This is a genomic window from Paenibacillus peoriae KCTC 3763 (assembly GCF_000236805.1).
Classification (GTDB): Bacteria; Bacillota; Bacilli; order Paenibacillales; family Paenibacillaceae; genus Paenibacillus; species Paenibacillus peoriae.
In genome coordinates, this window is sequence record NZ_AGFX01000021.1 from 188,157 (window position 1) to 211,250 (window position 23,094).

A 23,094-nucleotide genomic window follows, 5' to 3' on the forward strand; every position below is an offset into this window, starting at 1 on the left:
AGACAGCGTAGAACATAAAGAGAGAAGAGTTCCATAGCGTACAGATCGATAACGAACAGGTCCATTGTGGAGGAGCAGCAAGCTATGAAATATACAGAAGATCGTGAGTTTCTACAGCTATTAAAGCATCATGAAGAGACCTTTTCCGGATGGGATTTCTCATTCATCTCGGATACAGGACGGGTCGCAAGCGAGCCTTTGGACTGGTCATATGTCAGCAAGGCTATGACGTTTATCCATGCATCGAAGGCGATGCTGGATATGGGGACAGGCGGGGGCGAGCTATTGTTCCGGTTGCGCCCTTTTCCAGAGATCGTATATGCGACAGAAGCGTATGCACCGAATGTTCCTGTTGCCAAAAAACGACTCGAGCCGCTGGACGTACGTGTTATCGCTATAGATGATGACGACTCCCTTCCGTTTGACGATGCCGGGTTCGATCTTGTGCTGAATAAGCACGAGTCATTTTCGCCAGCGGAAGTGCGTCGCATTTTGCGTCCAGGCGGGACGTTCTTGACCCAACAGGTGGGGGGCCTGGATTGTGCGGGCATTAACGAACGCTTGGGAGCGCCTGAGTACGAGTATGTGGACTGGACCCTTTCTCAAGCGCTTGCAGGTCTGGAAAGCAACGGCTTCGAAATTGTGGACCAGCAGGAACAATTTCCGATACAGCGGTTTTACGATATCGGGGCGCTCGTCTATTATTTAAAAGCCATTGAATGGCAGATTGCAGACTTTCAGCCACAGAAATATATAGAACAGCTGTATGGTTTGTATTTGGACATCCAACGTGATGGATATTGGGACGTGAAGCAGCACCGTTTTTTGATCCATGCCAGAGCAATCTAAAGAAGATCCGATACCAAAAAGGCCTTTCCCGCAGGGGAGGTCTTTTTGTCATCTCCTCGTATACTAATCTTTACCATAATTGTACAATGAAGAAGCAATTGCTTACAGTCTCATTTCATATATAAGTATAGGGGGATGTACATGTCTGATCCAAAGGGAGTTATAGCTGATACGGAGAAAGGTGCTTCTGTGCGGATAGCATGGTTTTGGCCATGGCTGGGCGGTACGTTTATGTTTGGATTGTTTTCAGTCATGTTTAATGTCATTTGGAGTATAGTTGTGGCATCCAATGTGCAGCTTTTGCTGAGACATGAAGGTGTAACAGATACAGCCGTGATTGTGATGCTGGTGCTATACGCATGGATTGTTGGACTGATTTTTGCAGCTTACGGTGCCTTGAGTGCGCGTATTTCCAGCATGCATAAGCTTCCACTGATGCTGACCGGGCTGTTATCATTATTGTGCGGGCTGTGCCTGTGGATTGTGGGGCTACAAGGATCTGGCGGTCAACCTGCTGAGGTGTGGGGAGGCTCGTGGGAGCTCTTTTCACTTTATCATGCTTGGGCGGCGCCTGTGCTGGAGGTATTGGAGCCCTATACACAGCATAGTGAAATCTGGTTTCTGCTGACTGCATTGCTGCCGATAGCTGGCATGGTGATAGGTGTTGGGGTAGATCGTTATCCAGCGGTGACCGACAAGGACGGAAAGATGGATCATAGATGGCAATGGGTTGTCGTTTCGATGTCCGCTGCGCTCATCATTGTACTGACGGTTGCATTGAGGCTTCCTCAACGTCCATACATTGCCGAGACGGACTTTCCGGTAGTTGACGGAGCTACAGCTGCTATTCCATTCGCACAGGATATGCTGCATGAATTGACTGGAATGAGCAAAGCGCGTGCGGCGCACGAACTGAGATTCAACACGACACATCAGGCATATGTAAATTTGATCGAAAAGAAGGCTGATCTGATTCTGGTAGCCGGGCCATCCGATGAGGAGCTGCGTCTGGCGAAAAGCCGTGGGGTGCAAATGAAGCTCATGCCCATTGGGAGGGATGCGTTTATTTTTCTCGTTCATCAGGACAATCCGGTTAAGGGACTTTCTTCAGAGCAGGTTCGCCGCATATATGAAGGATCTATTCATAATTGGAATGAAGTAGGGGGAAAGGATCAGCCGATCATTGCTTATCAGCGAGAGGAAAATTCAGGTAGTCAGACGTATATGCAAAAGAAAGTAATGGCAGGCCATGAGATGACTGAACCGCCTCGGGAACTACAAATTGGCATTATGGGTGGTATGATTAATGCAGTCGCAGATTTTAACAAGGATCGCAACGCGCTTGGGTATTCATTTTATTATTTTGCAAATGTGATGCATAATCGTCAAGAGGTCAAGTTTCTGCCTATTGATGGAGTGGAGCCGAACAAAGAACATATCCGTTCGGGGCAATATCCATTTACGGCTCAACTATTTGTGATCACACGGGAAGGCGAGAAGCCACGCCCTTCTATGCAGCGATTACTCGAATGGCTGCAAAGCGAAGAAGGAACCCGGGCCATTGAAAGAGGGGGCTTTGTTGCTCTGGGCTCGTAAATCTGTAATGATGATTTACATACCGTTGATTCCGTATTTTCATCCGCAAGAGTGAAACGAAGACAGCAGGGTAATACATAGAATATGCCCTGCTGTGCTTACGATACCCACACAGCATGTATATCAACAATCTAAGGGGATGAACGAAAATGAAGAAAAAAACATCGGCCTGGCTGCTTTTGCTCGCCATAGTCATAATGACAGCGGGATGTGAAACCGGTGCACAAAACGGACCGAAAAAAACGGATGGGCAAGCGACTCAGAATGAGCAACCAGGTTCAACGTCGGCACAAACGAACGGTTCAGGAGCGGCAGTACGTACACCGGAACAGCAGACGAATACTACATCCCCGTCTGCTACGTCAGGGACAGGAGGACAAGCAGCTACGGACGCCAATGCAGCGAAGGTCCGCATGGACAATATTACTGCCCTGCGACTGATCGACGGCAAGTCTGGCTGGATCGGCGGCAACGGTTGGATTGCCCGGACAAACGCGGGACCATCCGGCTCCGTCGGATCGGTTTGGAATGTGCAATATCAGGGCCAAGGTACGGTGCAGCAGATTTTTGCCTTGAATGGACAGCAGGCCTGGGCTGTTATGGCTGATAGCGGGTCGCTGCTGGCAACGCGCGATGGCGGCAAACGCTGGGAGACTGTAGGGACAGTGCCTAAGCAAGGAACAGCGGGCTTTTTACACTTTGTATCGTCAAATGAGGGATTCAGCGGTAATCAGTATACAAAGGATGGCGGACAAAGCTGGTCTGCGCTTTCTGTGCCTGATCATACGGTGGGACAGCCCTATTTTCATGATCGGCAAAACGGCTGGGTGGTAACGCAGGACACAGACCGCTCATTTCAAATTTTACACACCGTTAATGGGGGACAAAAGTGGACTGCCGTCATGTCACGGACAACCGAGGAGCCTCTGAACGGGGCCGTTATCCGTTCGGTGGAACGGGGCAACGCATGGATTGAGCTGATTGGAGGCACGGGCATGAATCAGACTTCGTATTCGCTTTGGCATACGGCCGATAGCGGTCAAAGTTGGCGCGCTGTACTGGCCAATGCCACGGCTGGCGGCGGTCCCGCACCCGGTATTAGCCAGCAAGACGGTCAGGTTCCCAAAAATGAAGGGGTGGCACCGGGGATGCTCTATACGGTTAACAGCAATACGGCATTGATGGGCGGCTACTGCGCCCCATGCGACAAGCCCAATACGATTGGCTGGACGAATGACGGCGGCAAGACGTGGAACAATGGCAAGCAAAGCTTTGACGGCTATGCCAGCCAGCAAATCGGGATGGCGAATGCCAAGGAAGGCTGGGCTATTTTCTCGGATTCGGAGCAGGCACCTGTGATGTATACGACCTCGGATGGTGGACGGCATTGGACTCGGAGCCATGTCTTTGACAAGCCAGCGGCATCAGGCCACTGAATCGGTATAGAAGAAGGGGAGGCCCATGGCAGAGCAGGAGACAGAGCTGCATGAGGTAGATGATCATTTGGATTATGGATTATCCGTCGTATTCATTGGCTTTAATCCCAGTTTGAAATCAGGCGAAGTTGGCCATCATTATGCGAATCCGCGCAACCGTTTCTGGCGCATCCTGGAGGGAGCGGGCTTGACGCCTCGTTTGTACGATCCATCGGAAGATCGGGAGCTGCTGAAGCTTGGCTACGGTTTTACGAATATTGTTTCCCGCCCTACCAGGGGCGTGGAGGACATTACACGCGAGGAATACGCCAAAGGACGGCTGGAACTGCATGCAAAGCTAAAAGAATATCGCCCGAAGGTCGCTTGCTTTGTCGGCAAAGGCGTATACACCGAATATAGTAAAAAATCCAAAGTAAATTGGGGATTTCAGCCTGAACCGCTCATTCCCGAGATGCATGAATTTGTGGCACCCTCGTCCAGTGGACTGGTGCGCATGTCGCTGGACGAGATCACAGATATTTACCGCCATCTGCAGATATTCCTTTCGTCGGAAATCGTCTGAAGGCAGCAAAACACAGCGAATGTATTGGATACAGTGAACAGAAAAAGAACCACACGTCTTTAATCCTCAGGGAAAAAGATGTGTGGTTCTTTGAGTTGCAGCTATTCTATTGCAAAGCCTTCGCCTGCCATGCCTGTTCCACCGGAACGTAAGGGTACCCCAGGTCGCGGGCGACTGCTTCGTAGGTGATATGTCCGTTCAGGACATTTGTGCCGCTAAGCAGCGGCTTGCTTCTGCGAAGCGCCTCCTGCACACCCAGATCCGCGAGCTGGAGAGCATAGGGGAGGGTGGCGTTTGTCAGGGCAAGCGTCGAGGTTTGCGGTACCGCGCCCGGCATGTTTGCTACCGCATAGTGAATGACGCCATGCTTCACATAGGTCGGCTGATCGTGTGTGGTGATGTGGTCAATCGTCTCGACAATACCACCTTGGTCGATGGCGACATCCACGATCACAGAGCCGGGCTGCATGGTCTGCACCATAGCCTCCGTTACAAGCCGCGGGGCCTTGGCACCGGTGATCAGAACAGCCCCGATCAGCAAATCGCTTTGCGCCACTGCCTCAGCAATGTTGGAGGGGGTGGACACCAGTGTATGGAGCTGGTTGCCAAAAATATCATCCAGTTGGCGCAGCCTTTGCAAACTCAGGTCGATCAGGGTTACATCTGCGCCGAGACCGATGGCGACCTTGGCGGCGTTCGTGCCGACGACTCCTCCGCCAATAATGGCCACTCTGCCGCGTTTGACCCCCGGTACGCCTGCCAGCAGGATGCCTTTGCCGCCCTTTGGCTTTTCCAGCAGCTGTGCTCCGATTTGTACAGCCATTCGACCTGCAACCTCGCTCATCGGAGTGAGCAGCGGAAGGCTTCCTTCTACGTCCAGTGTCTCATAGGAGATGGCGGCTACACCGTTATCCGTTAAAGCCTTGGCCAGTGCCGGCTCAGCCGCCAGATGCAGATAGGTGAACAAAATCAACCCTTGTCGAAAATATCCGTATTCCAAGGCTAGGGGCTCCTTCACCTTTAGTATCAGATCAGCCTGGGACCACACATCGGCAGTCTTCTGCACAAGGGTTGCACCCGCAGTGGCATAATCCCCATCGCTAAAGCCGCTTTCAGCCCCTGCATGGCTTTCCACAAACACGTGATGTCCGTGTCGAATCATTTGAGCTGCACCTGCAGGTGTCAGCGCGACACGGTTTTCATTGTTTTTGATCTCTTTCGGAACACCAATTTTCATTTCGTTCACCTCTCCTTATAATAATGGTTATCCAACGGCAATTCATTGCTTGTTAGGGCAGTTGCGCTGCTGGCTGCAGTGCAGGTGTTGTTGATGGACTTATGCTTACTATTCTTGCTGGTATTATTATTGCCCAAATTGCATTATCATTTTTGCGCAGACTGCCGATTAGTTAGTTGGACTCAAGCCGATAAATGCAATTCATGTTAGATTAGGTACAGTTTACAGGGGAGGGAACTCCTTGACATCATACATTTTGTCGGATTATCTGACTTGAAGGCTCGACTTTTTGATGAATATGTGTCATATAATATGACATAAGAACATATGTATAAGGAGAATGCCGATGAACGGTAAAAAAATATTTACCATTGCGGATGTGCTGGAACGTCCTGTTTTCCGGCGGGCCAAGTTGGCGGCGGGGGAACAGGGCACGAACCGCCGGGTTGGTTGGGTACATGTGTTGGAAATCACAAATGTTTCTCCGTTTGTGAGCCGCCATGACCTGATTTTGACGACTGGCCTGTGGCTAACCCGGAAAGGGGAGGAGCGCGCCGAATATATGGAGCAGTTGATCCGCTCGGAAGCGGCGGGATTGTGCGTGGAGCTGGGCACAAGCATTCATGAAATCCCGCTGGAAATTCTGGAGCTGGCGGAACAGCACCATTTTCCGGTCATCGTATTTGAGCAGCCCGTGCGTTTTGTGGAAATTACACAAGATATTCATTCCCTTCTTATTAACCGCCATCATGAATTGCTAAAAGATCTGGAGCGCTTTTCACGTCAGCTCCAGCAGGAAACGCTGCGCAGCACCGATATGAACGCTCTCTTGCGAGTGCTCCATGACTATACCGCCCGGCAAATCATCTACATGTCCTCCATAGACACCAATCGGTTCGAACCTTCCGTCCAGTCGGAAACGGCGCACCGTATTGCGGATTTTTATGCCAACGAGGTGGAATCCAGCATGACTGCTGATCGCGAGGGGCACCTGTTGTTTCAGCTGAATGACTCCACTGCCGTCTTGTTTCAGCCTGTTGTATGCTTTGGTCAGGTGTTTTCCGCCGTAGGTTTGGTGCTGCACGGTGAACCCCCGACGGAAGAAATGTCGCTGCTGCTCGATTACACAGCCAAGGCAGCCGCTACACTGGTGCTGAGGACACAGTTTCTTGAAGACCGATTATTACGCAACCAGAATGAATTGATTCAGGATGTATTGAACGGGCAGCTTCCCAGCGAAGAACAGGCTCAGACCCGGATGGGGCTGCGATTATTATCGAAGGGACAGTATTTATTTTTGGCAGGGGTTATCGAGGTGGAGCATCAGGATAAGGATGTCAGTCAGGTGCGCAAGGAATCCATCAATCAGGATGTGCTGGTGCTGCTTCGTTCTTTGCTGAAAAAAGAGACTTTGCACAATCTGTTAATGATGAAGGGCAGTCAATGCTACATCCTTTGTGCCAAGGAGGAATTAACGCTGCGTTCTGCAGCACAAATGAGAAAAGTGCTTGCCCATACCGTACAATATATTCAGAATTATGCCGCAGGACAGCTTGGCAAGGTGCGCATTCATGCAGGCTTTGGTAAAGTAAGGCACCGTATGACAGGGACGGATCGCAGTTTTGGAGAGGCATATCAGGTCATTGAAGTAGCACGAAGCGTCCCGGCCATGAAGGATCGGTTGTTTTACGACAGCATCGGAATCTATCAGCTATTGAAGGCGGCCCCCAGCATTCCTTTTTTACAAGAGTTTGTACAGGACCATTTGGGCGGACTGATTGCGCATGATCGTGAGCATCATATGCAGTTGCTGGACACGCTGGATGCCTACTTTCAATGCCATGGCTCTAAGCGCGATACGGCCGGGATGTTATACATTCATAGACAAACTCTTTATAATCGGCTGGACAAAATTAATGAAATTATCGAGGGAAATTTAACAGATCCGGACAAACGCCGCTGTCTGGAAATGGCACTACTGGCTCACCGTATGCTGCAGGCCGAAAATTGATTCTAAATAACTAGTCCTATTCTCAATCTGATCATTTACAATGCGTGTTAACACTGAGATAATAGAAGAAAGTAAGGTAATATCTTGAAAGGGGATTAATATGAGTATAAAAAAATGGATTGCTGTCCCTCTTATTCTGTTAATGGTAGCTTTGACAGGGTGTCAGGCAGTAGGAGGATTTGATGTAAGTAAAAATCTTTTGGGAACACTTGATGTGAAATCCCAGCAGTCGACGGAGAAAATATCTCTTAAATTGACTCCAAGAGAAGGAATCTCGCAAGGTGATCAGGAAATCATAGATTTGATTAATTCGATTTCGGTTACTGTGGATGAAGCCAAGGTGCAGTCGGAGGAAGTCGCTTCCGCCAAGGGTACATTGCACATCGATAAGTATAATTTGCCGTTTGAGCTTGCTTTGGATCGCCAAGGTATGGCTATTCAACTGGAAGGCGCCAAAAAACCTTATTACATACCTTTGAACTCGTATGAAAGTTTAGGTGGTTTTCCTGCCGGATTTGATCCTTATGTATACTCCAAGGATGTAAAAGACCTGACCAAAACAGCTATGGCACTTGTGCTCAAGCATGCTCCTAACCCTTCAACCATTTCTGCAACGTCTGTAACCGAGGAAGTATACGGTGAAAAGGACAAAGTGAAACTGACCCATCTGCATGCTGAACTTCGTGGTGATGAGCTGGTAGCGCTTGTGAAACCGTTCCTGACCAATCTTGCCAAGGACGAGGCAGGCTTGAAAGAACTGATCGGGCAAGCCATTGATCTGACCAAAAATATCGCTTCCGGTATGGATATTGAAGGTAGTGATAAAGTAACAGCTGAACTGAATGCCAACAAAGAAAAGCTGGTCAACGAAGCTTATACCCAAGTTAAAAAGTATCTGGATCTGGCTGTTGCGCAGTATGATACAGGAGTTAGCACTTTGTACGCACAGTCTCCTGAAATTAAAGAAGTTCTGAGTGCGAATACGGTGCTGAAAAGCGACATCTATTTTGATGAAAAAGGAAATGCTCGCAAATCATCTGCTAACCTGACGGTTGCTTTGCCAGATGTGGAAGGTCTTCCAGTGAAATCCTTCTCGATTCTGACCGAAACTCAAGCCTGGAATATCAATGGTAGTGTAACGGCTGACAAAGTGGATATTTCGAAAGGCGTTATTGACCTGAATAAACAAGCTGGATTTACGCCTGGAGCGACACTCCGCAATTTTGATGAGAATTCTCCAATCTACAATATTTTAAAAAATGATCTGAAAATTACAAAGGTAGAAACCACCTTCGATCCGAAGGACGATTACTACGTTTTGGAGAATCGTGGAGGTACGGCCTTCATTCCGCTGCGTGAATTGGCATACGAACTGAACTCCGAATTAAAATGGGATGCAGCTGCCAAGCAAATTACAGTAGTGGATGATATTACAGGCAAGACACTCAAGCTGAAAAGCGGCTCCAAACAAGCTACACTGGAAGGAAGCACGTTGACGCTGCCAAAAGCTCCATATACGGATCAATATGGAACGCTGTATGTTCCTTTCAAAACAGTTGCCGAGGCGCTTGGCGCCACTGTAACTCGTAGCAGTAATGGGGAATATGTACTGAACCGTAACTAAAAAGAAATGCCACATATCTGTCTTCAGCAGCACTGCTGGTGCATAGAGAAATATGCCAGGTATGGACACAGGAACTGGCCCGTTCAAGGGTCGGTTCCTTTTTTTTGCCTGTTGATTTTGTGAGGAAATATTCTCGGAAAACGATTAAAATAAGCGCTTACAGATTAAAAAAGTACCCTGTTTTTGTACAGAGAAAATTGAGATAATTATAGTGTTGTTGCGCCATATATATTTGCGGCCAGGCGCCACAGTAGAAATCACCTACAATAGGGGGATATACGATGACAGATACGGAACTGTTGAATTCTGGCGAGGGACAAATTGTACTCGCCCGGATGTATGGTCAACAGCAAGTTTCAGAGCAAACGACGCGATATCAATCACTTATACAAGCGTATCGGGAGCACTTCGGTGTCGGGAATATTGAATTGTTTAGTGCTCCGGGGCGATGCGAAATTGGAGGAAATCATACAGACCACAATCACGGGAAGGTGCTGGCAGGCAGTATTACACTTGATACCATCGCTGTAGCTGCTAAAGTAGAGGAGCCTGTAATTACGTTTTTTTCCGAAGGCTACCTAACGAAATACGTCATTCATTTAAACGATTTGTCGCCACAACCGGAAGACGACGGTACGACGCTGCTGGTTCGCGGTATGGTCGCTGGCCTACTCGAATTTGGCTATCGCATCGGAGGATTCCAGGCTTATATATCCAGCAATGTGTTTTCTGCTTCAGGCTTAAGCTCTTCCGCTTCGTTTGAAATGCTGATATGCACGATCATCAGTCATTTTTATAATGTGGGAGTTTTGGATGCTGTCGCCAAATCCAAAATCGGCCAGTACGCAGAAAATCGCTACTGGAACAAGCCATCGGGGCTGCTCGACCAAATGGCTTGCGCATATGGGGGATTGGTTGCGATTGACTTTGTAAATCCCAAGGAACCGATCATCAACCCGGTTCATTGGAATTTCCAGCAAAACGGATATTCCCTGGTTATCGTAAATACAGGCGGAAATCATGCTGATTTGACGGACGATTACGCTGCGGTGCCAAACGAAATGTATGCAGTGGCTCGGTCCTTGGGGGCTTCTGTTTGCCGTGACTTATTGCCGGAAGATCTATATGCCAATCTCAAAATGGTCAGGGAAACAGCAGGAGATCGTGCAGTGCTGCGTGCTTTGCATTTTTTTGAAGAAAACAAGCGTGTGGATGAACAAGTAAAGGCGCTGCAGGAGAGACGCTTTTCTGATTTCTTGAGGCTCGTTACCGAATCCGGTAATTCTTCATGGAAATGGCTTCAAAACGTATACAGAAGTGAGGTTGCCCGGGAACAGGACGTATCCGTTGCACTTGCTTTAACAGAAATATATTTGAAATCAATAGATGACAGCGCATGCAGGGTACATGGTGGTGGCTTTGCTGGAGTCATCTTGACGATTCTTCCGAATGATTATGTTGAAGATTATAAGACGTGGATCAGCGGAATGCTGGGAACTCCCGTACTCGTTGTCAACGTCCGTGAGCATGGTGCCGTTAATGTCAGTGATCTGATTCATGCGGAGAAGAAGTATTGACAATGAGACCGTGGTTGGATGGACCTCAGGAGTCATTGCGAATTGAACATACTGGACAGTTGAAGACTTTAACCCATGGGTTAAAGTCTTTGTTCTTTTTGGACGATGCAATCCAGGCTTGCGTTATAATAGAGCATGGAAGTTCTAATGAAGGAGGGCCTATTCATGGCTATGTACCCGTCCTGGTCCTATTCGCAATCGAGGGCCCAAATGTTCGATGAATGCTTACGCAAATACTACTACCATTATTACGGCTCGCATAACGGCTGGAACCCCGCACAGGGCAGTGAAGAGCAGGTTACGTTGTATCGGCTCAAGCAGCTGAGCAACTTATATATTTTATTCGGGAATATTACGCACCAAATGTGTGAATCGGTCATACGAGGGTGGATGGAAAAAGGTGCGATTCCACGTCCTGCGTACCTGGAGACAGCGATGAAGAACATGCTGAATGACAGCTACAAGGAATCGCTGCATCGTGAGCTGTGGCTGCAAGATCCCAAAAATCGCATGATGCTCGCTGAAATTTATTATGATGACGAAGTGCTGGCGGAACGGATTGCCCGGATTAAGGAGCGACAGCATGCGGTAGTACACAATCTTTATCATACCGCGGTTTGGCGTGAGCTGCAGCAGGGTGAGGCCCGAATCGTCGAGGTGGAGAAGTGGGATACGATGCTGCTTCACGAGACGAAGGTATATGTCAAAATGGACTTGCTTTACCGCAGAGGCAACGGAGACATGGTGATCGTAGATTGGAAGACAGGTAAGGAAGGCGACTTCTCTGACCAGTTATTTTTGTATGCGTCCTATGTGCAGGAGCATTACCAACTCCCCTTGGAGAAAATCGAGGTGCGTGTGGAATATTTGATGACCGGAGAACATGAAGTGTACCATCCTACCCAGGAGGATATCGGTAAGGTGGTTGGTAATGTTGGACGATACATCGAGGAAATGAAGTCCTGTCTTGATGACGAATATTACAATCGACCGAAAGCGGAGTCCTATTTCACCCCGATGCCTTCACGCAGAGCGTGCGGCGGCTGTAATTTTCGGGAGGTATGCAAGTACCGGGCGGTGTGAAATTACTTCTTCTTTGTAATACCTTGGATTCATACAGTTTCTAATTTATTGTTTATTAATTGTTTTAATTATTATTTTTGCTGTTGCAAGTGGCTCGATTTAACAACTCTTTGTTTAATTGGGCTCTTTTTGTAATATTTATTATAGTTCCGGTGATATTGTGTTTTGTAGGTCCTTGGTATAGAGGTATTATTCTTGTATTATTAATGTTTATTTATGGTTATTATCTGGGAGACAAAGGATTGAAATCAATTAATCCTTAAAATTCTAAAATATAGATTGAATCATTTCTTTTATATTTTTTTATTTCATTTGTTTGAAAAATATTTTTATGTGGATAGATTTTCTATATGTGCGGAACCAAAAAAAGTACATGTGAAACGGAGCAGGTGGAATTGTGCTGTACAAGCGAAGCGGTCGCTTTAAAAGCTTTCCGTAGGAAAGCTCGCTTCGGAAGCATCATCCGTCTGCGTAGTGGCGCTATAGGTATCTTTTAGATTCAGCTTATAGATTAAAATTCACATGGCAAATCTACAATTCTCCCATGTTTTGAAATCGCTTTCTAATTTAGAAGATACGAGGTATGATAAGGGTATTATTGGAAAAGGTGAAGGAGGAAATTAGGGAGATGATGAGTACAGGACATACACGTATTCTTTTTCAGGGGGATTCCATCACAGATGGGGGAAGAGGACGGAATGAGGACGCGAACCACTGGTTGGGTCATAGCTATGTGTATATGATCGCAGGTGGATTGGGGAGTCGTTTGGCTGCTACGCAGCCAGAATTTGTGAACCGGGGAATTTCGGGGGATCGGGCTTCGGATTTGTATGCACGCTGGAATGAGGACACGTTTAGCCTGAAGCCGGACCTGCTCAGTATTATGATCGGAGTGAACGATGCCTGGCGAATCGTGGAGCAGGAGCCGTCTGGGGTGACGGACCGATTTGAACGAGCCTATCGCCACATTTTGGAGGAAACGCGTGAAGTGTTGCCTGATACCGGGCTGGTGCTATGTGAGCCGTTTATTTTGAAAACGGGAGCTACCGAGGCACGGTGGGACATTTGGCAGGAAAAAATAACGGGCTATCAGCGGCTCGTACGTCAGCTTGCAGATGAGTTTGGAGCCGTATTTGTCCCGCTGCAAGGCATACTGAACGAAGCCGCTACCAAGGCAGACGCCTCCTATTGGCTGCATGACGGGGTTCATCCGACAGCGGTTGGGCACCAGTTGATAGCCGATCAATGGATAGATGTCGTGCAGAAGAGCCGGTTGGCAATCCGTTAGTGCGATGATTATGAGCATACTTGCTTAAATAATGGGAGTTTACTGTGCTGGAAAAAAACAGTCACCAAATAGACACGATTAAAGCGATTAAGAAAGAAAGCGCTGGTTAGGAAATTTGTATTAATTCCAAATAATGAAATATTAATTTATTGATGAATCGTTGATTTAAAATGGGACGAATGTCTGTAAAGCAAGTAGCAGCGCGGTTCGTCCATTTTTTTGTTGCAGACTGCGGCCTGTTAATCTGCTATTTTTTCAGTTAGGTTGAGGGCCTTGAGTTTCTCTATCTTTATGCTCATAATTATAATTGTCTGTGAAAAATACTACTAGAATTGTAGAAATTTTATGGTAAAATGGAATTTAAATTTGAGTTTTTTGGGGTGGGCTACGGTACATGAAGATGTCACTAGGTACGAAAATGGTTGCTGCATTTGTGGCAATTTCTGCAATAACCTATGGAACAAGCGCTTTTTTTATTTTTGTACTCAAGGATTGGCTCGCTCAAGACGCACAGGAATGGGTGTACACTTCGATCATTCTGTTATTGGGTGTCTTGTGGAGCGGCATTTTGGGCTGGTTAATCTCAAAATTACTCACACGTCCAATTGTTAGATTGGCGAAGGCGGCAGAGGAAGCTTCAGCGGGAAATCTGTCGGTTGTCATTCCGGAACGTCGTTCGGATGATGAAATCAAGGTGCTGTATGATGCATTTAGACATATGATGCTGAACATTAAAGATATGTTCAACGAGATTTCGTACAGTACCAAAACAACTTCGCAAAGTGCGGAAAATCTGAGTTCGGCTATTGTACAGGCAACGGCACAAATTGAGGCCATGTCTTCGGTGGTAGAAGATATTTTGGATGGTGTGCAGCAGCAGCAGCAAGCTTCCTCCCAGTCCATTGAAACAGCGGATCGAATGCTGGGCGATTTTAAAATGATGCGCAGCAAATCGGGTCATATGCTGGAACTGTCAGGTCACATGGAGCATTCAGTGGATTCAACCCAGACCGTATTTTCATCCCTTATGAATGGAATGGAGGAGCTGACAGCTTCACACGGTCGTTCGCAGCAGGTTATTGCACGCCTGGAAAAGGAAGCTTCTCAAATTGAAGCGATTACAAGCACGGTGAAGGATATCGCGGAGCAGACCCATCTGCTGGCGTTGAACGCTTCCATCGAAGCCGCCCGCGCAGGAGAAGAAGGTAACGGGTTTGCCGTAGTGGCTCACCAAATTCGTGCACTTGCCGCTCAAAGTACGGAGTCTGTACAGCAAATTAATGCCATCGTTAGCCGTGTGCAGTCGCAAATCGTAGAAACAGTGCAGCTGATGCATCAGCAAACGTCGTTGGTCAGCGCTGAGGCCGACCGGACAAGCTCTGTGGATCAGACGTTGAATCGCTTGAACGCTATTGTACGCGAATTTGTCGAGAGCATCCGCTTAATGGAAGAAGCCGTAACGGAGCAGACGAACCGGGTAGATCAAACCTTTGAACAAATTCGTCGTATTCAGCAAATGTCAGGGGCCTTTTCGGAAGGTGCACACAAGATTTATACAGCGGCTCATGAGGAAACCGCGATCATGCAGGAAATTTCGTCTTCTTCCGAGGATTTGAAAGTGCTTACGAATAAACTTATGATGAAAGCACGTGGAATTCAACTATAGCAGGAACAGCCATGAGATATGATGTCTAAAGCCAAATATAGCCGTTGTACACCGGAAAACGAAGCAAAATGGTTCCCCGGTGTGTGGGGGCTATTTTTTAATTTCAAAAAATTCACATTGTTTTCTTGGATGGTAAGCTACATCACTGACACTGGATTGCACGACGATGGTTTGATCGTCAAAACGGATGATGGTTCCGCCCGAGCCAATCAACTGGTCGTCCTGAAATACCCGGACACGAAGATGGCGTTCCAGTGCCTCACTGAAATCCTGATCTGTAATTAATCGGCGATTAATGGGCATGAGAGATCTCCTTTGAATATGATATCTATTATCATAAAGGCTGAGGTATGGAACAAGCAAGAAAGGCGACTAGAACATACTCAGTTATTTGGTATAAAATAGAATGCAACGAAAGGGAAACAGAGATAAATGGGGGCTTTTTATGAACAAGCCGTGGGCAGAGTCCTGGTTCGATGCGTATGCGCCGGAGAGATTCGAGGCATTTACGCCGTCACATGTGTGGGCTGTACTGGGACTCATTGTATGCGCTTTGCTGCTGTGGCTGACTCGGGAGGGTATTCGGTCGCATAAGCCTGTAAGCGAGGGGATTCGCTGGTTTTTAATGACTGTTCTTCTTCTGTCAGAGGTGACTCTAAATATATGGTACGTGACGCAGCGCATTTGGGATGCCCAGACGTCGTTGCCGTTTGAGCTATGCAGTGTGACACTACTGCTATCTATTCTGATGCTGTTTTTCCGAAGCCGCTGGCTATATCCGATTATCCTTTTTGCCGGAATTGGAGGAGCGCTTCAAGCAGTGCTTACGCCTAATTTGGCATATGCTTTTCCTCATTACCGTTTCATCCATTTTTTTGTGGCCCATAGTGGTATTATTTTGGCGGCATTGTATATGACCTGGATAGAAGGACTTAAACCGACGTAGAAAAGTGTTGCAGGAGCCATGCTTTTTCTGAATGGCTTGGCGCTGATCGTATGGATCATAGATGCTGCTCTCGGAGCAAATTACATGTTTCTTGCCGGAAAACCGTCCACACCGTCGATATTGGATGTTTTGGGGCCATATCCTGTGTATATTTTGGCGGAAGAGGTCATGGCACTGCTGTTCTTTTCTTTGATGATGCTGTTGTTCGAGGTGCTGCCGGGAGGCAGGCTGTATGCCCGCTTGGGAACATATAGAAAGACATATTAAAAAGAATCTGTGGCGGAGAAAACGCGAGTAACGGAGGTGGATCGAATGAGCGATCACGCAAATGGCAGATCTGAATCGACAGGTCCTGTAGCACTGACCGGAAACATGAAACCGTGGGCGCCGAGCGGCCCCAGTATTCAAATCGATCCGCTGTTTCCCTATTACGCCAACCGTTCGCGGGACAGTATAGCAGATGAAATCGCCCTTGCGGGCTACCAGACCGTCCATTATTTTGTTGTGCGTGAAAATGAAGTGGATGGAGCGCTTGTCGCCGCTTTTCAGCGCAGAGGCATAGCGGTGTGGGCGATGGTGCTGGGCAACGGTTCTTTTGGCGTGTCACAGCTGCCGCCGCAGTGGAAAGGATGGCGCATGGAGCTGCTGCGCGAACCGGACGACGGGTTTCAGCGGCTTTCACATTTTGCACACGAGTACGTGGAGTGGAAAAAGAAAGCCGCTGCCCGGCTCGTCACCGACATTCCGTTCGACGGGTTCGAGGTGGCGGAGCCTTATTTTCCCGAATGGAACGGGCTGCGCAGTGGAGTATACGGGGATATTGGACCGCATGCACAGCGCGCCTTCCGCAAGCGCAGCGGTGAGGACATTCCGAATTTCCGCGACAAGCATGCACGGAATTATTACCGGAAGGTCCCGGAGCTGTACGCACAGTGGGTCGATCTGCGCGTGGACGCCGTGAACGGGCTGATTGGCGAGCTGGTGAACGGCGCAGGCGGTGTGCGTGATGTCCGGCCGGACATCTGCGTGGCGACATGGTCGCTTGCTGTAAATGGGCGCGGCGATGTTCCCGGTCAGCTGCGGGAATGGCAGGGTCTGGACCCGGTAGCGATGATCCGGTGCGTCGCCCCGGATATGCATGTGCTCCAGACCCATTGGCCGGACTGGATGCGCCGCCGCCTGCCGCCGCATTATATTCGCGGCTATGCCCGCATGGCGCAGTCGATACGCGCCGCTTATCCGGACCTGCCCCTCGGGGTGCAGGCGGATATCGGTTCCCTCGCGAGCATGGTTCGGGATCGCGAGTGGATACGGCGGTTTGGGGCTGTCGCCCTGCAGGGCGACTACGCCACCTGGGCCGCCTATGAATACCATCTGGGCGGCTATATGTATGATGAGCCGCCCAGACCGCTTAGGGCAGAGCGAACGGCTGCAGATGAGCTGATGGTTTCTTTCAGCAAGCGGATTGCCTTACCGTCAGTAGATGAGCTGCGCCTCTGGAGCCGGGAGGGCGCAACGGGTACAATTGGCCAGCTGAGTGATACGGTGAGCAGCGCTTCTCCGGCACCGCTGGAGCTTGTGGATGCAATGGCAGATGGAAATCGTCTACTGCTGCGCATACGCCATTTGCCACAGCGGACGTTTCGTCTGAAACTTGAGGGAGTTCAGGATACACCGGAGCTATGGCTGCTCAAGGGCAAAAAGGCACATCGCAACCTGCCGGAGCATGAAGTGGATGTTCCTTAAAATTAATGATTGAAAACGCTTCCCTTTGTGTATATACTCTTACTACATCACAGATTCTGCAGCTAAGAAAGCATCAGGGGAGATGCAGCAACGACCTTATGCACATGCACAAGGTCGTTGCTGTCCCCTCGTTTTGAAAGACGAGTTTGAATGTAATTTTATCTTATTTTATCTTATCTTATTTTACTTTGACTGGAGCCGGATATTTTTTACCCAGCGTGTCCACAGTTACTTTTTTCATCGTAACCGGTTTGAGCGGTTTGTCATTGCTATCCCGTTTGGAGTTGACGATGGCATCGACCACTTCCATCCCGGACGTCACTTTACCGAAAGCAGCATATTGACCGTCGAGGTAGTCCGCATTGGCAACCATGATGAAAAATTGTGATCCGGCTGAATCCAGAGCCGCCGAGCGGGCCATAGATAATACACCGCGTGTATGTTTGAGCGTATTGTTGAAGCCATTGCTCTTGAACTCACCTTTGATACTGTAGCCGGGACCACCTGTACCATTACCTTTCGGATCGCCTCCTTGAATCATGAAGCCCGGAATTACACGATGGAAAATGGTACCGTTATAAGCACCTTTTTGCACTAAAGAGATGAAATTGTTGACGGTGTTTGGCGCTACTTCAGGGTACAGCTCAAGTTTAATCTTTTTACCATCATTCATGACAATCGTAACGATGGGATGGGAAACAGCCTTGCTTTTGTCTTTAGTCGCAGCAGGAGCTGTATTGCTTGTCCGGCTTGCGGCTTCCACGTCGGTCGCTTTTGTGCCGCATCCGGCAACAAGCACGAGCATGATGGCCAGAAGGCACAACATGTACCATGGGCGTATCGTTTTTCGGTTCATTGGTATTCCTCCTGAAAGGTTGGATGGTATAACATCCTAAATTATTTTTTGGGGGCAGCGCAGAGCACTTTTCCATTTTCTATCATACCTTTTTTGCTGGGATATGGAAATACTGGTTTGAAAACCGTATTCTTGACCCATACTGCTGCTATTCCCTAGGAAAGGGGCAGGATCATGATGGAGGTAGACAAAAAGCTGGCTAAAGGTCTCATTTGGGGTGTGACGTTCAGTCTTCCGGTTTGGATAGGGGTGTTGTACTCGATACAGCATATTCGTGACTGGCTATAATATAAAGTGGAAAATATAAAGCGCAAATGATAAGCCAAAACCGAAATGGTTTTGGCTTATTTATATTTGTGCCAGTCCAAATCACTGTTATTCAGCAGATGCTCAAAGTTGTTGTCCAGCTTCTTTTGTTCTGCTTTTTTTGCTTCGAGGGCACGCTGTCGTTCGTCTTCCTTGCGTTTGTCCTGCTCTGCCTGGGCTTCATTAGCCTGCGCCTTAAGCTTATTCAGCACATCTTGGCTCAGCAGATCCTTTAATGTAGCAGGTTTGTCCTGAGCTGCTGGAGCGGGAATCGACGAATTTCTCTTTTTAGCCATGTCATCATCTCCATTCCATTCGATTATATCAGCTTCTTCGTGGTTGTTCCACGATTGAAGAACGGGGCTTGCTGTGGACTTTTTCAATGTAGAGGGTAATAATGGAATGAGCAGAAGGGGCGGGTGGCAGCATGTATCATCAATATTGGAAGCGGAACCTGATTAATTTGTGGATTGGGGTATTGTTTTGCAGCATGGCCTATTCGGTATCGATCCCGTTTTTACCTATTTTTCTGAATACGGAAATGGGCGTAAACGATCATTTGGAGCTGTGGTCGGGGATTGCTTTTGGAATCACTTTTTTAGCCAGTGCGCTCATTGCTCCGTTCTGGGGCTCGCTCGCAGATAAGTATGGACGCAAGCCGATGCTGATTCGTTCCGGCTTTAGCTTGGCGGTATTGTACCTGGTATGCGCCTTTGTGACAGACCCCTATGTGTTCGTAGGAGTACGTCTGTTTCAGGGCCTTCTCTCCGGTTTTATTCCTGCAGCCATCGCACTGGTTGGTACAGGGTCGCCCGAGGACAAAACAGGGTATGCACTTGGCATCATGGCGACCGCCGGGGCCACCGGCAGTATTATAGGTCCGCTGATTGGCGGGGTAGTAAGTCATTATTATGGCAATCGAAATGCCTTTTTGTTCTCTGCGGCGCTTGTGCTGGTGTCTGCGTTAATTGCGACCTTTGGCACCAGAGAGGACAGCTTTAAGAAAACAGACACCCGCTCGCATGTCCGCGATGATATCAAGGAGGCTATGGCTAATCGACCATTGTACTTTTTGCTCATTCTGGCCGGACTGAGTACCTTTTCCGTCATGATTTTGGAACCGCTCATTACGGTGTACGTGCTTGAGATGGGAGTTGTCCGCAGCCAGGCTTCTTTAAGCTCGGGAATTGTATTCTCAGCCGTTGGCATTGCGGCTGTACTCATGGCTCCACGGTGGGGGCGAATCGGCGGACGGATCGGATTTGCACAGGTGCTGCTGATCGGACTGATTGGTTCTGGAATCGGGAACATTCTACAATTTTTTGTAACCAACTTTTTTGGCTTTGGTGCGCTTCGTTTTGGGTATGGCTTGTTTTATGCGTCCGTCATCCCGGCGATCAATGCGATGACCGTAGAGGTCACCAAGCCGGAATTCCGCGGCCGTGCCTTTAGCCTAAATCAATCGGCTACACAATTGGCGATGATGGCAGCTCCGCTGATTGGCGGTTTGCTCGGCAGTTGGATGCCGATCCGCTGGATTTTTGTGCTCAACGGCGGCATGCTGCTGGTTGCGGCGCTGCTGCTATGGACAAAAGGAAAGGAAGTTTTTACGGCTTCAGCTCCCCATAAGGCAACGGATGGGAATGTTCATTCTGTCGAATAGGCGCTGGAATATCTAATTCATTTTGCAGATCTGCTCTAGGAAGCAGGTCTTTTTTTGTGCTAATAAATATTTAATCCCAAACTTTTACTTTTACTAAACTTATTCATAACCCTCTAAACTGATGATACGACAAGGAGGGATATATTATGATAAGAGACGACATTTTACGTCAAAAACTGGAGAAAGCTCGCCAAAAGCTGTATGTTTTGCAAGCAAAACATGGCTTTAGCCACGCCAGTGTGCTTAGACAGTCTGTAATTCTGGATAACCTCATCAATCAATATAACCGCCATTTTTATATAAAAGAAAAAAAATCCGATTGCACCAATGCCACCGGCTGAGCGAGAAACTTTTAGTGAAGTCGCCAATGATTTGGCGCCATGTAATCGTCTCCTGCAATAGTAACACAGAGAAATAGTACACCAAATATCGGAACCAAATTCATCAAAGAAACGCAAATGTTCGGTGACAGCTTGATTAAGCCATAGTTGTAAAGAAAAAATGCAATAACAGAGCAGAAAACGCCCAGATATATTAACAATGTTAACGATGCCGTTGTTGGAGCCTGCCAATGATCTTTTTCCAATAGGACCAGTGGTATGAAAAAGCTACTGCCTGCGACGGTTTGATAAAAAGATAACGTCACGGGCGGGTATTTGTCCATCCGAACTTTCCCCTACCAAGGTCAAGAAAATAGGCCTCTGTATGTATTGCCCCGCTAAGTTTAAGCGTTTTTTAACAAACCATAATATTCATGAAAAACCTTGACTTATAATGATAATAAAGTGTACTCTGTATCCAAAGAATGTGGAATATATTTCAATTATAATATAATTAAGTCATTTTTATATTTGTTTTGGAATGATAAAATTTTTAAGATAGGTATTAGCTCTAACCGCTAAGCAGGCATTATTTTAACATATATATTCCTGCATCATAGAGTTTTTTTAGCCTGTAACTGTTCTACCTTTTTTATTACTGTATACAGTTAATGAGAAGGGAGGGACAATTTTCAAAAGAGAGGAGGATAATTAGCTTCAAGGAGAAATAATTTTCGTCATAATCGTATGATTCAGTACTGGGATAGCCATATCTGAGAAAGGTGGGATTTATTGCTATGAAAAAGTTGTGCGGTTTGGCTCTTATTCTTGTTCTAGCTCTTTCGTTTAATGTTTCTGCCTTTGCAAAAGGTGATGCTACTCAAGCCCAACCCTTGACCAAGGAAGAGATTGTTAATTCCAATGAGTTCCTTGCTGCTGTGGAGGCGGCTAAGGCTTCATTTGAATCTCAGAAAGCTGATGAATCTAAAGAAGCTAAAAACGATGATGGCCCAATTGTCCAGGCACCTGCCCCACCAGTATCTCACATTAATGTATACGCTGTCGCATCTCCTTATGGCGGTCAAGAGATATATGGGTTCAATAGCAACCCGTTTAGCACTAATAATGATCACCGTGGGGATTGGATTCAGTGTATTACTTTCCAGATTGGTTATGACAATTCTCACTATGGTAAGCTCGGCGGCAGTCTTATGACAAATAATTGGACTGAGGCTCTTGATTTGAATGGCGATAGTATCATAGATGCTTGGGCCCGTTCTTGGATTAATGAAGGCACTAGTGAAGGCGGACAATTTGTAGGTACTGTTCGTTCCGCAAATTCTCCTTGGAATACTGCAGAAGCATGGATTAATGTTCGTTAACTCCTACTCGCAATATTCATGAGTTGTAATAACAAGAAGGTTATCCCAGTACTTTCTACGATTAAGTACATGATTTACAGAGGAAGGATGTAAGAAAATGAATGTTGGAGGAATTGGCTACACTGGTTTTACCATGAGGAATGCGGGTATTAAGCCCAAAAGTTCATCAGTTTCTGGTACGAATTCAACCGTATCAAAACTTGATGTGGCGGCTTTTTCTTCTGCCAATACCAAAAAGGAAGTAGAAGCGGGGAAATCTCGTGGTAGTACAATGGCTCAGGCAACGTTGAATAATGCATCTCAAGAAGTCCAGGATGCATGGAAGAAAGCAGAGGAAGAATGCGGTGGGTTCAATCCTTTAACCGATGCTGATGGTAAAATTGCAGGTTCCTCCTTGTTGGCACGACATATGGAGATGGAATACAACTTGATGCTTCGTTATGGTGCTAAAGAAGCCCGTATACGCATGAACAATGTGTTTGCAGACAAGGATTCTGCCAAGTCTCTAATAAGTGCGGCTTTGGAACGAGTCAACAATCCGTTAACAAGAGATAAAAGTTCTGCCCAGCTTGGGTTTGAAAAAAAATTTTTTGAATCTTTTTTATCTCTCCTTGGTTGAATTATCAAAGATTCTTGATAGTGCTACACATGAGCAAGGCGCACTGGTATATACATACCGTGCGTCTTTTCTCGTTGTGACGTTGCTCCAAACCGCATCAGCAGGAAAAGAGCTCCCCCAAATCCCGTATATCCCGTAACAGGCGTGACAGGCTATGCCAATGGCGTTTAGGCGCGTCCGGTTGGGTGGAAAGGGCCGCAATATCTTCCTTCAGCCTTGCGAGAATCAGCCCATATTCTCTAAGCTCTCCCTTGTCGAGAAGTAATTCCTTCGCCTGTACGGCGTCATCGGGAAAATGTGATATGCATAAATAAAAGGCTCATGGAG

The 23,094-nt window shown here is 47.5% G+C and carries 20 protein-coding genes and 1 pseudogene; 16 read left to right on the forward strand and 5 right to left on the reverse strand.

Annotated elements, in window-relative coordinates:
• Positions 1-84: 84 nt before the first annotated feature.
• The 4 genes from KQI_RS0114605 (at position 85) to KQI_RS0114620 (ending at position 4,443) form a co-directional block, all read left to right on the forward strand.
• Positions 85-849: a class I SAM-dependent methyltransferase gene (locus tag KQI_RS0114605; RefSeq protein ID WP_010347540.1), complete on the forward strand. Its 765-nt coding sequence runs from the start codon at positions 85-87 to the stop codon at positions 847-849.
• A 141-nt stretch (positions 850-990) separates the two neighbouring features.
• Positions 991-2,445: a PstS family phosphate ABC transporter substrate-binding protein gene (locus tag KQI_RS0114610; protein ID WP_010347541.1), complete on the forward strand. Its 1,455-nt coding sequence runs from the start codon at positions 991-993 to the stop codon at positions 2,443-2,445.
• 149 nt (positions 2,446-2,594) lie between these two features.
• Positions 2,595-3,881 (forward strand): beta propeller repeat protein, encoded by a 1,287-nt coding sequence (locus tag KQI_RS0114615; protein ID WP_010347542.1) that lies wholly within the window; start codon positions 2,595-2,597, stop codon positions 3,879-3,881.
• Between the two features lie 25 nt (positions 3,882-3,906).
• Positions 3,907-4,443 carry a mismatch-specific DNA-glycosylase gene (locus KQI_RS0114620; RefSeq protein ID WP_010347543.1) on the forward strand — a complete coding sequence of 179 codons (537 nt, stop codon included), beginning with the start codon at positions 3,907-3,909 and terminating at the stop codon, positions 4,441-4,443.
• A gap of 106 nt (positions 4,444-4,549) precedes the next feature.
• On the opposite strand, the gene ald is transcribed toward KQI_RS0114620, so the two are convergent.
• Positions 4,550-5,680, reverse strand: a complete 1,131-nt coding sequence (ald, locus tag KQI_RS0114625; RefSeq protein ID WP_010347544.1) for an alanine dehydrogenase — start codon at positions 5,678-5,680, stop codon at positions 4,550-4,552.
• 346 nt (positions 5,681-6,026) lie between these two features.
• Here ald and KQI_RS0114630 point away from each other — a divergent pair, with 346 nt between their 5' ends.
• The 6 genes from KQI_RS0114630 (at position 6,027) to KQI_RS0114655 (ending at position 14,929) form a co-directional block, all read left to right on the forward strand.
• A complete protein-coding gene (locus tag KQI_RS0114630; protein WP_010347545.1) occupies positions 6,027-7,691 on the forward strand; it encodes a PucR family transcriptional regulator in 1,665 nt (554 codons plus the stop codon).
• A 100-nt stretch (positions 7,692-7,791) separates the two neighbouring features.
• Complete coding sequence (locus KQI_RS0114635) at positions 7,792-9,315, forward strand: copper amine oxidase N-terminal domain-containing protein (protein ID WP_010347546.1); 1,524 nt, start codon at positions 7,792-7,794, stop codon at positions 9,313-9,315.
• Between the two features lie 281 nt (positions 9,316-9,596).
• Positions 9,597-10,892, forward strand: coding sequence for a galactokinase (locus KQI_RS0114640; protein WP_010347548.1), 1,296 nt, complete (start codon positions 9,597-9,599; stop codon positions 10,890-10,892).
• A gap of 165 nt (positions 10,893-11,057) precedes the next feature.
• Positions 11,058-11,975: a PD-(D/E)XK nuclease family protein gene (locus KQI_RS0114645; protein WP_010347549.1), complete on the forward strand. Its 918-nt coding sequence runs from the start codon at positions 11,058-11,060 to the stop codon at positions 11,973-11,975.
• Between the two features lie 628 nt (positions 11,976-12,603).
• On the forward strand, positions 12,604-13,263 hold the full coding sequence (locus KQI_RS0114650; protein ID WP_010347550.1) for an SGNH/GDSL hydrolase family protein: 660 nt from the start codon (positions 12,604-12,606) through the stop codon (positions 13,261-13,263).
• A gap of 394 nt (positions 13,264-13,657) precedes the next feature.
• Positions 13,658-14,929, forward strand: a complete 1,272-nt coding sequence (locus KQI_RS0114655; RefSeq protein ID WP_010347552.1) for a methyl-accepting chemotaxis protein — start codon at positions 13,658-13,660, stop codon at positions 14,927-14,929.
• Between the two features lie 90 nt (positions 14,930-15,019).
• Here KQI_RS0114655 and KQI_RS0114660 read toward each other — a convergent pair whose 3' ends face one another.
• Positions 15,020-15,232 carry a hypothetical protein gene (locus KQI_RS0114660; protein WP_007429094.1) on the reverse strand — a complete coding sequence of 71 codons (213 nt, stop codon included), beginning with the start codon at positions 15,230-15,232 and terminating at the stop codon, positions 15,020-15,022.
• Positions 15,233-15,374: 142 nt separating this feature from the next.
• Here KQI_RS0114660 and KQI_RS26920 point away from each other — a divergent pair.
• Both KQI_RS26920 and KQI_RS0114670 read left to right on the forward strand, forming a co-directional pair.
• Positions 15,375-16,142, forward strand: a pseudogene (locus KQI_RS26920) (YwaF family protein).
• A 45-nt stretch (positions 16,143-16,187) separates the two neighbouring features.
• Entirely contained in the window at positions 16,188-17,621 is a 1,434-nt protein-coding gene (locus tag KQI_RS0114670) for a hypothetical protein (protein ID WP_010347554.1), read from the forward strand.
• A gap of 178 nt (positions 17,622-17,799) precedes the next feature.
• On the opposite strand, the gene KQI_RS0114675 is transcribed toward KQI_RS0114670, so the two are convergent.
• Together KQI_RS0114675 and KQI_RS0114685 are read right to left on the reverse strand one after the other, a co-directional pair.
• Positions 17,800-18,477 carry a peptidylprolyl isomerase gene (locus tag KQI_RS0114675; protein WP_010347555.1) on the reverse strand — a complete coding sequence of 226 codons (678 nt, stop codon included), beginning with the start codon at positions 18,475-18,477 and terminating at the stop codon, positions 17,800-17,802.
• Between the two features lie 344 nt (positions 18,478-18,821).
• Complete coding sequence (locus tag KQI_RS0114685) at positions 18,822-19,079, reverse strand: YqkE family protein (RefSeq protein WP_007429100.1); 258 nt, start codon at positions 19,077-19,079, stop codon at positions 18,822-18,824.
• Positions 19,080-19,210: 131 nt separating this feature from the next.
• Here KQI_RS0114685 and KQI_RS0114690 point away from each other — a divergent pair, with 131 nt between their 5' ends.
• A complete protein-coding gene (locus KQI_RS0114690; RefSeq protein ID WP_010347559.1) occupies positions 19,211-20,446 on the forward strand; it encodes an MFS transporter in 1,236 nt (411 codons plus the stop codon).
• 146 nt (positions 20,447-20,592) lie between these two features.
• Positions 20,593-20,787, forward strand: a complete 195-nt coding sequence (locus KQI_RS0114695) for an aspartyl-phosphate phosphatase Spo0E family protein (RefSeq protein ID WP_010347560.1) — start codon at positions 20,593-20,595, stop codon at positions 20,785-20,787.
• Positions 20,788-20,798: 11 nt separating this feature from the next.
• Here KQI_RS0114695 and KQI_RS0114700 read toward each other — a convergent pair whose 3' ends face one another.
• Complete coding sequence (locus KQI_RS0114700; protein WP_010347561.1) at positions 20,799-21,110, reverse strand: DMT family transporter; 312 nt, start codon at positions 21,108-21,110, stop codon at positions 20,799-20,801.
• 453 nt (positions 21,111-21,563) lie between these two features.
• Between KQI_RS0114700 and KQI_RS0114705 the strand changes: the two genes are divergently transcribed.
• Positions 21,564-22,148: a DUF4879 domain-containing protein gene (locus KQI_RS0114705; protein ID WP_010347563.1), complete on the forward strand. Its 585-nt coding sequence runs from the start codon at positions 21,564-21,566 to the stop codon at positions 22,146-22,148.
• Between the two features lie 97 nt (positions 22,149-22,245).
• Positions 22,246-22,767 carry a hypothetical protein gene (locus tag KQI_RS0114710; RefSeq protein WP_010347564.1) on the forward strand — a complete coding sequence of 174 codons (522 nt, stop codon included), beginning with the start codon at positions 22,246-22,248 and terminating at the stop codon, positions 22,765-22,767.
• Positions 22,768-23,094 lie beyond the last annotated feature (327 nt).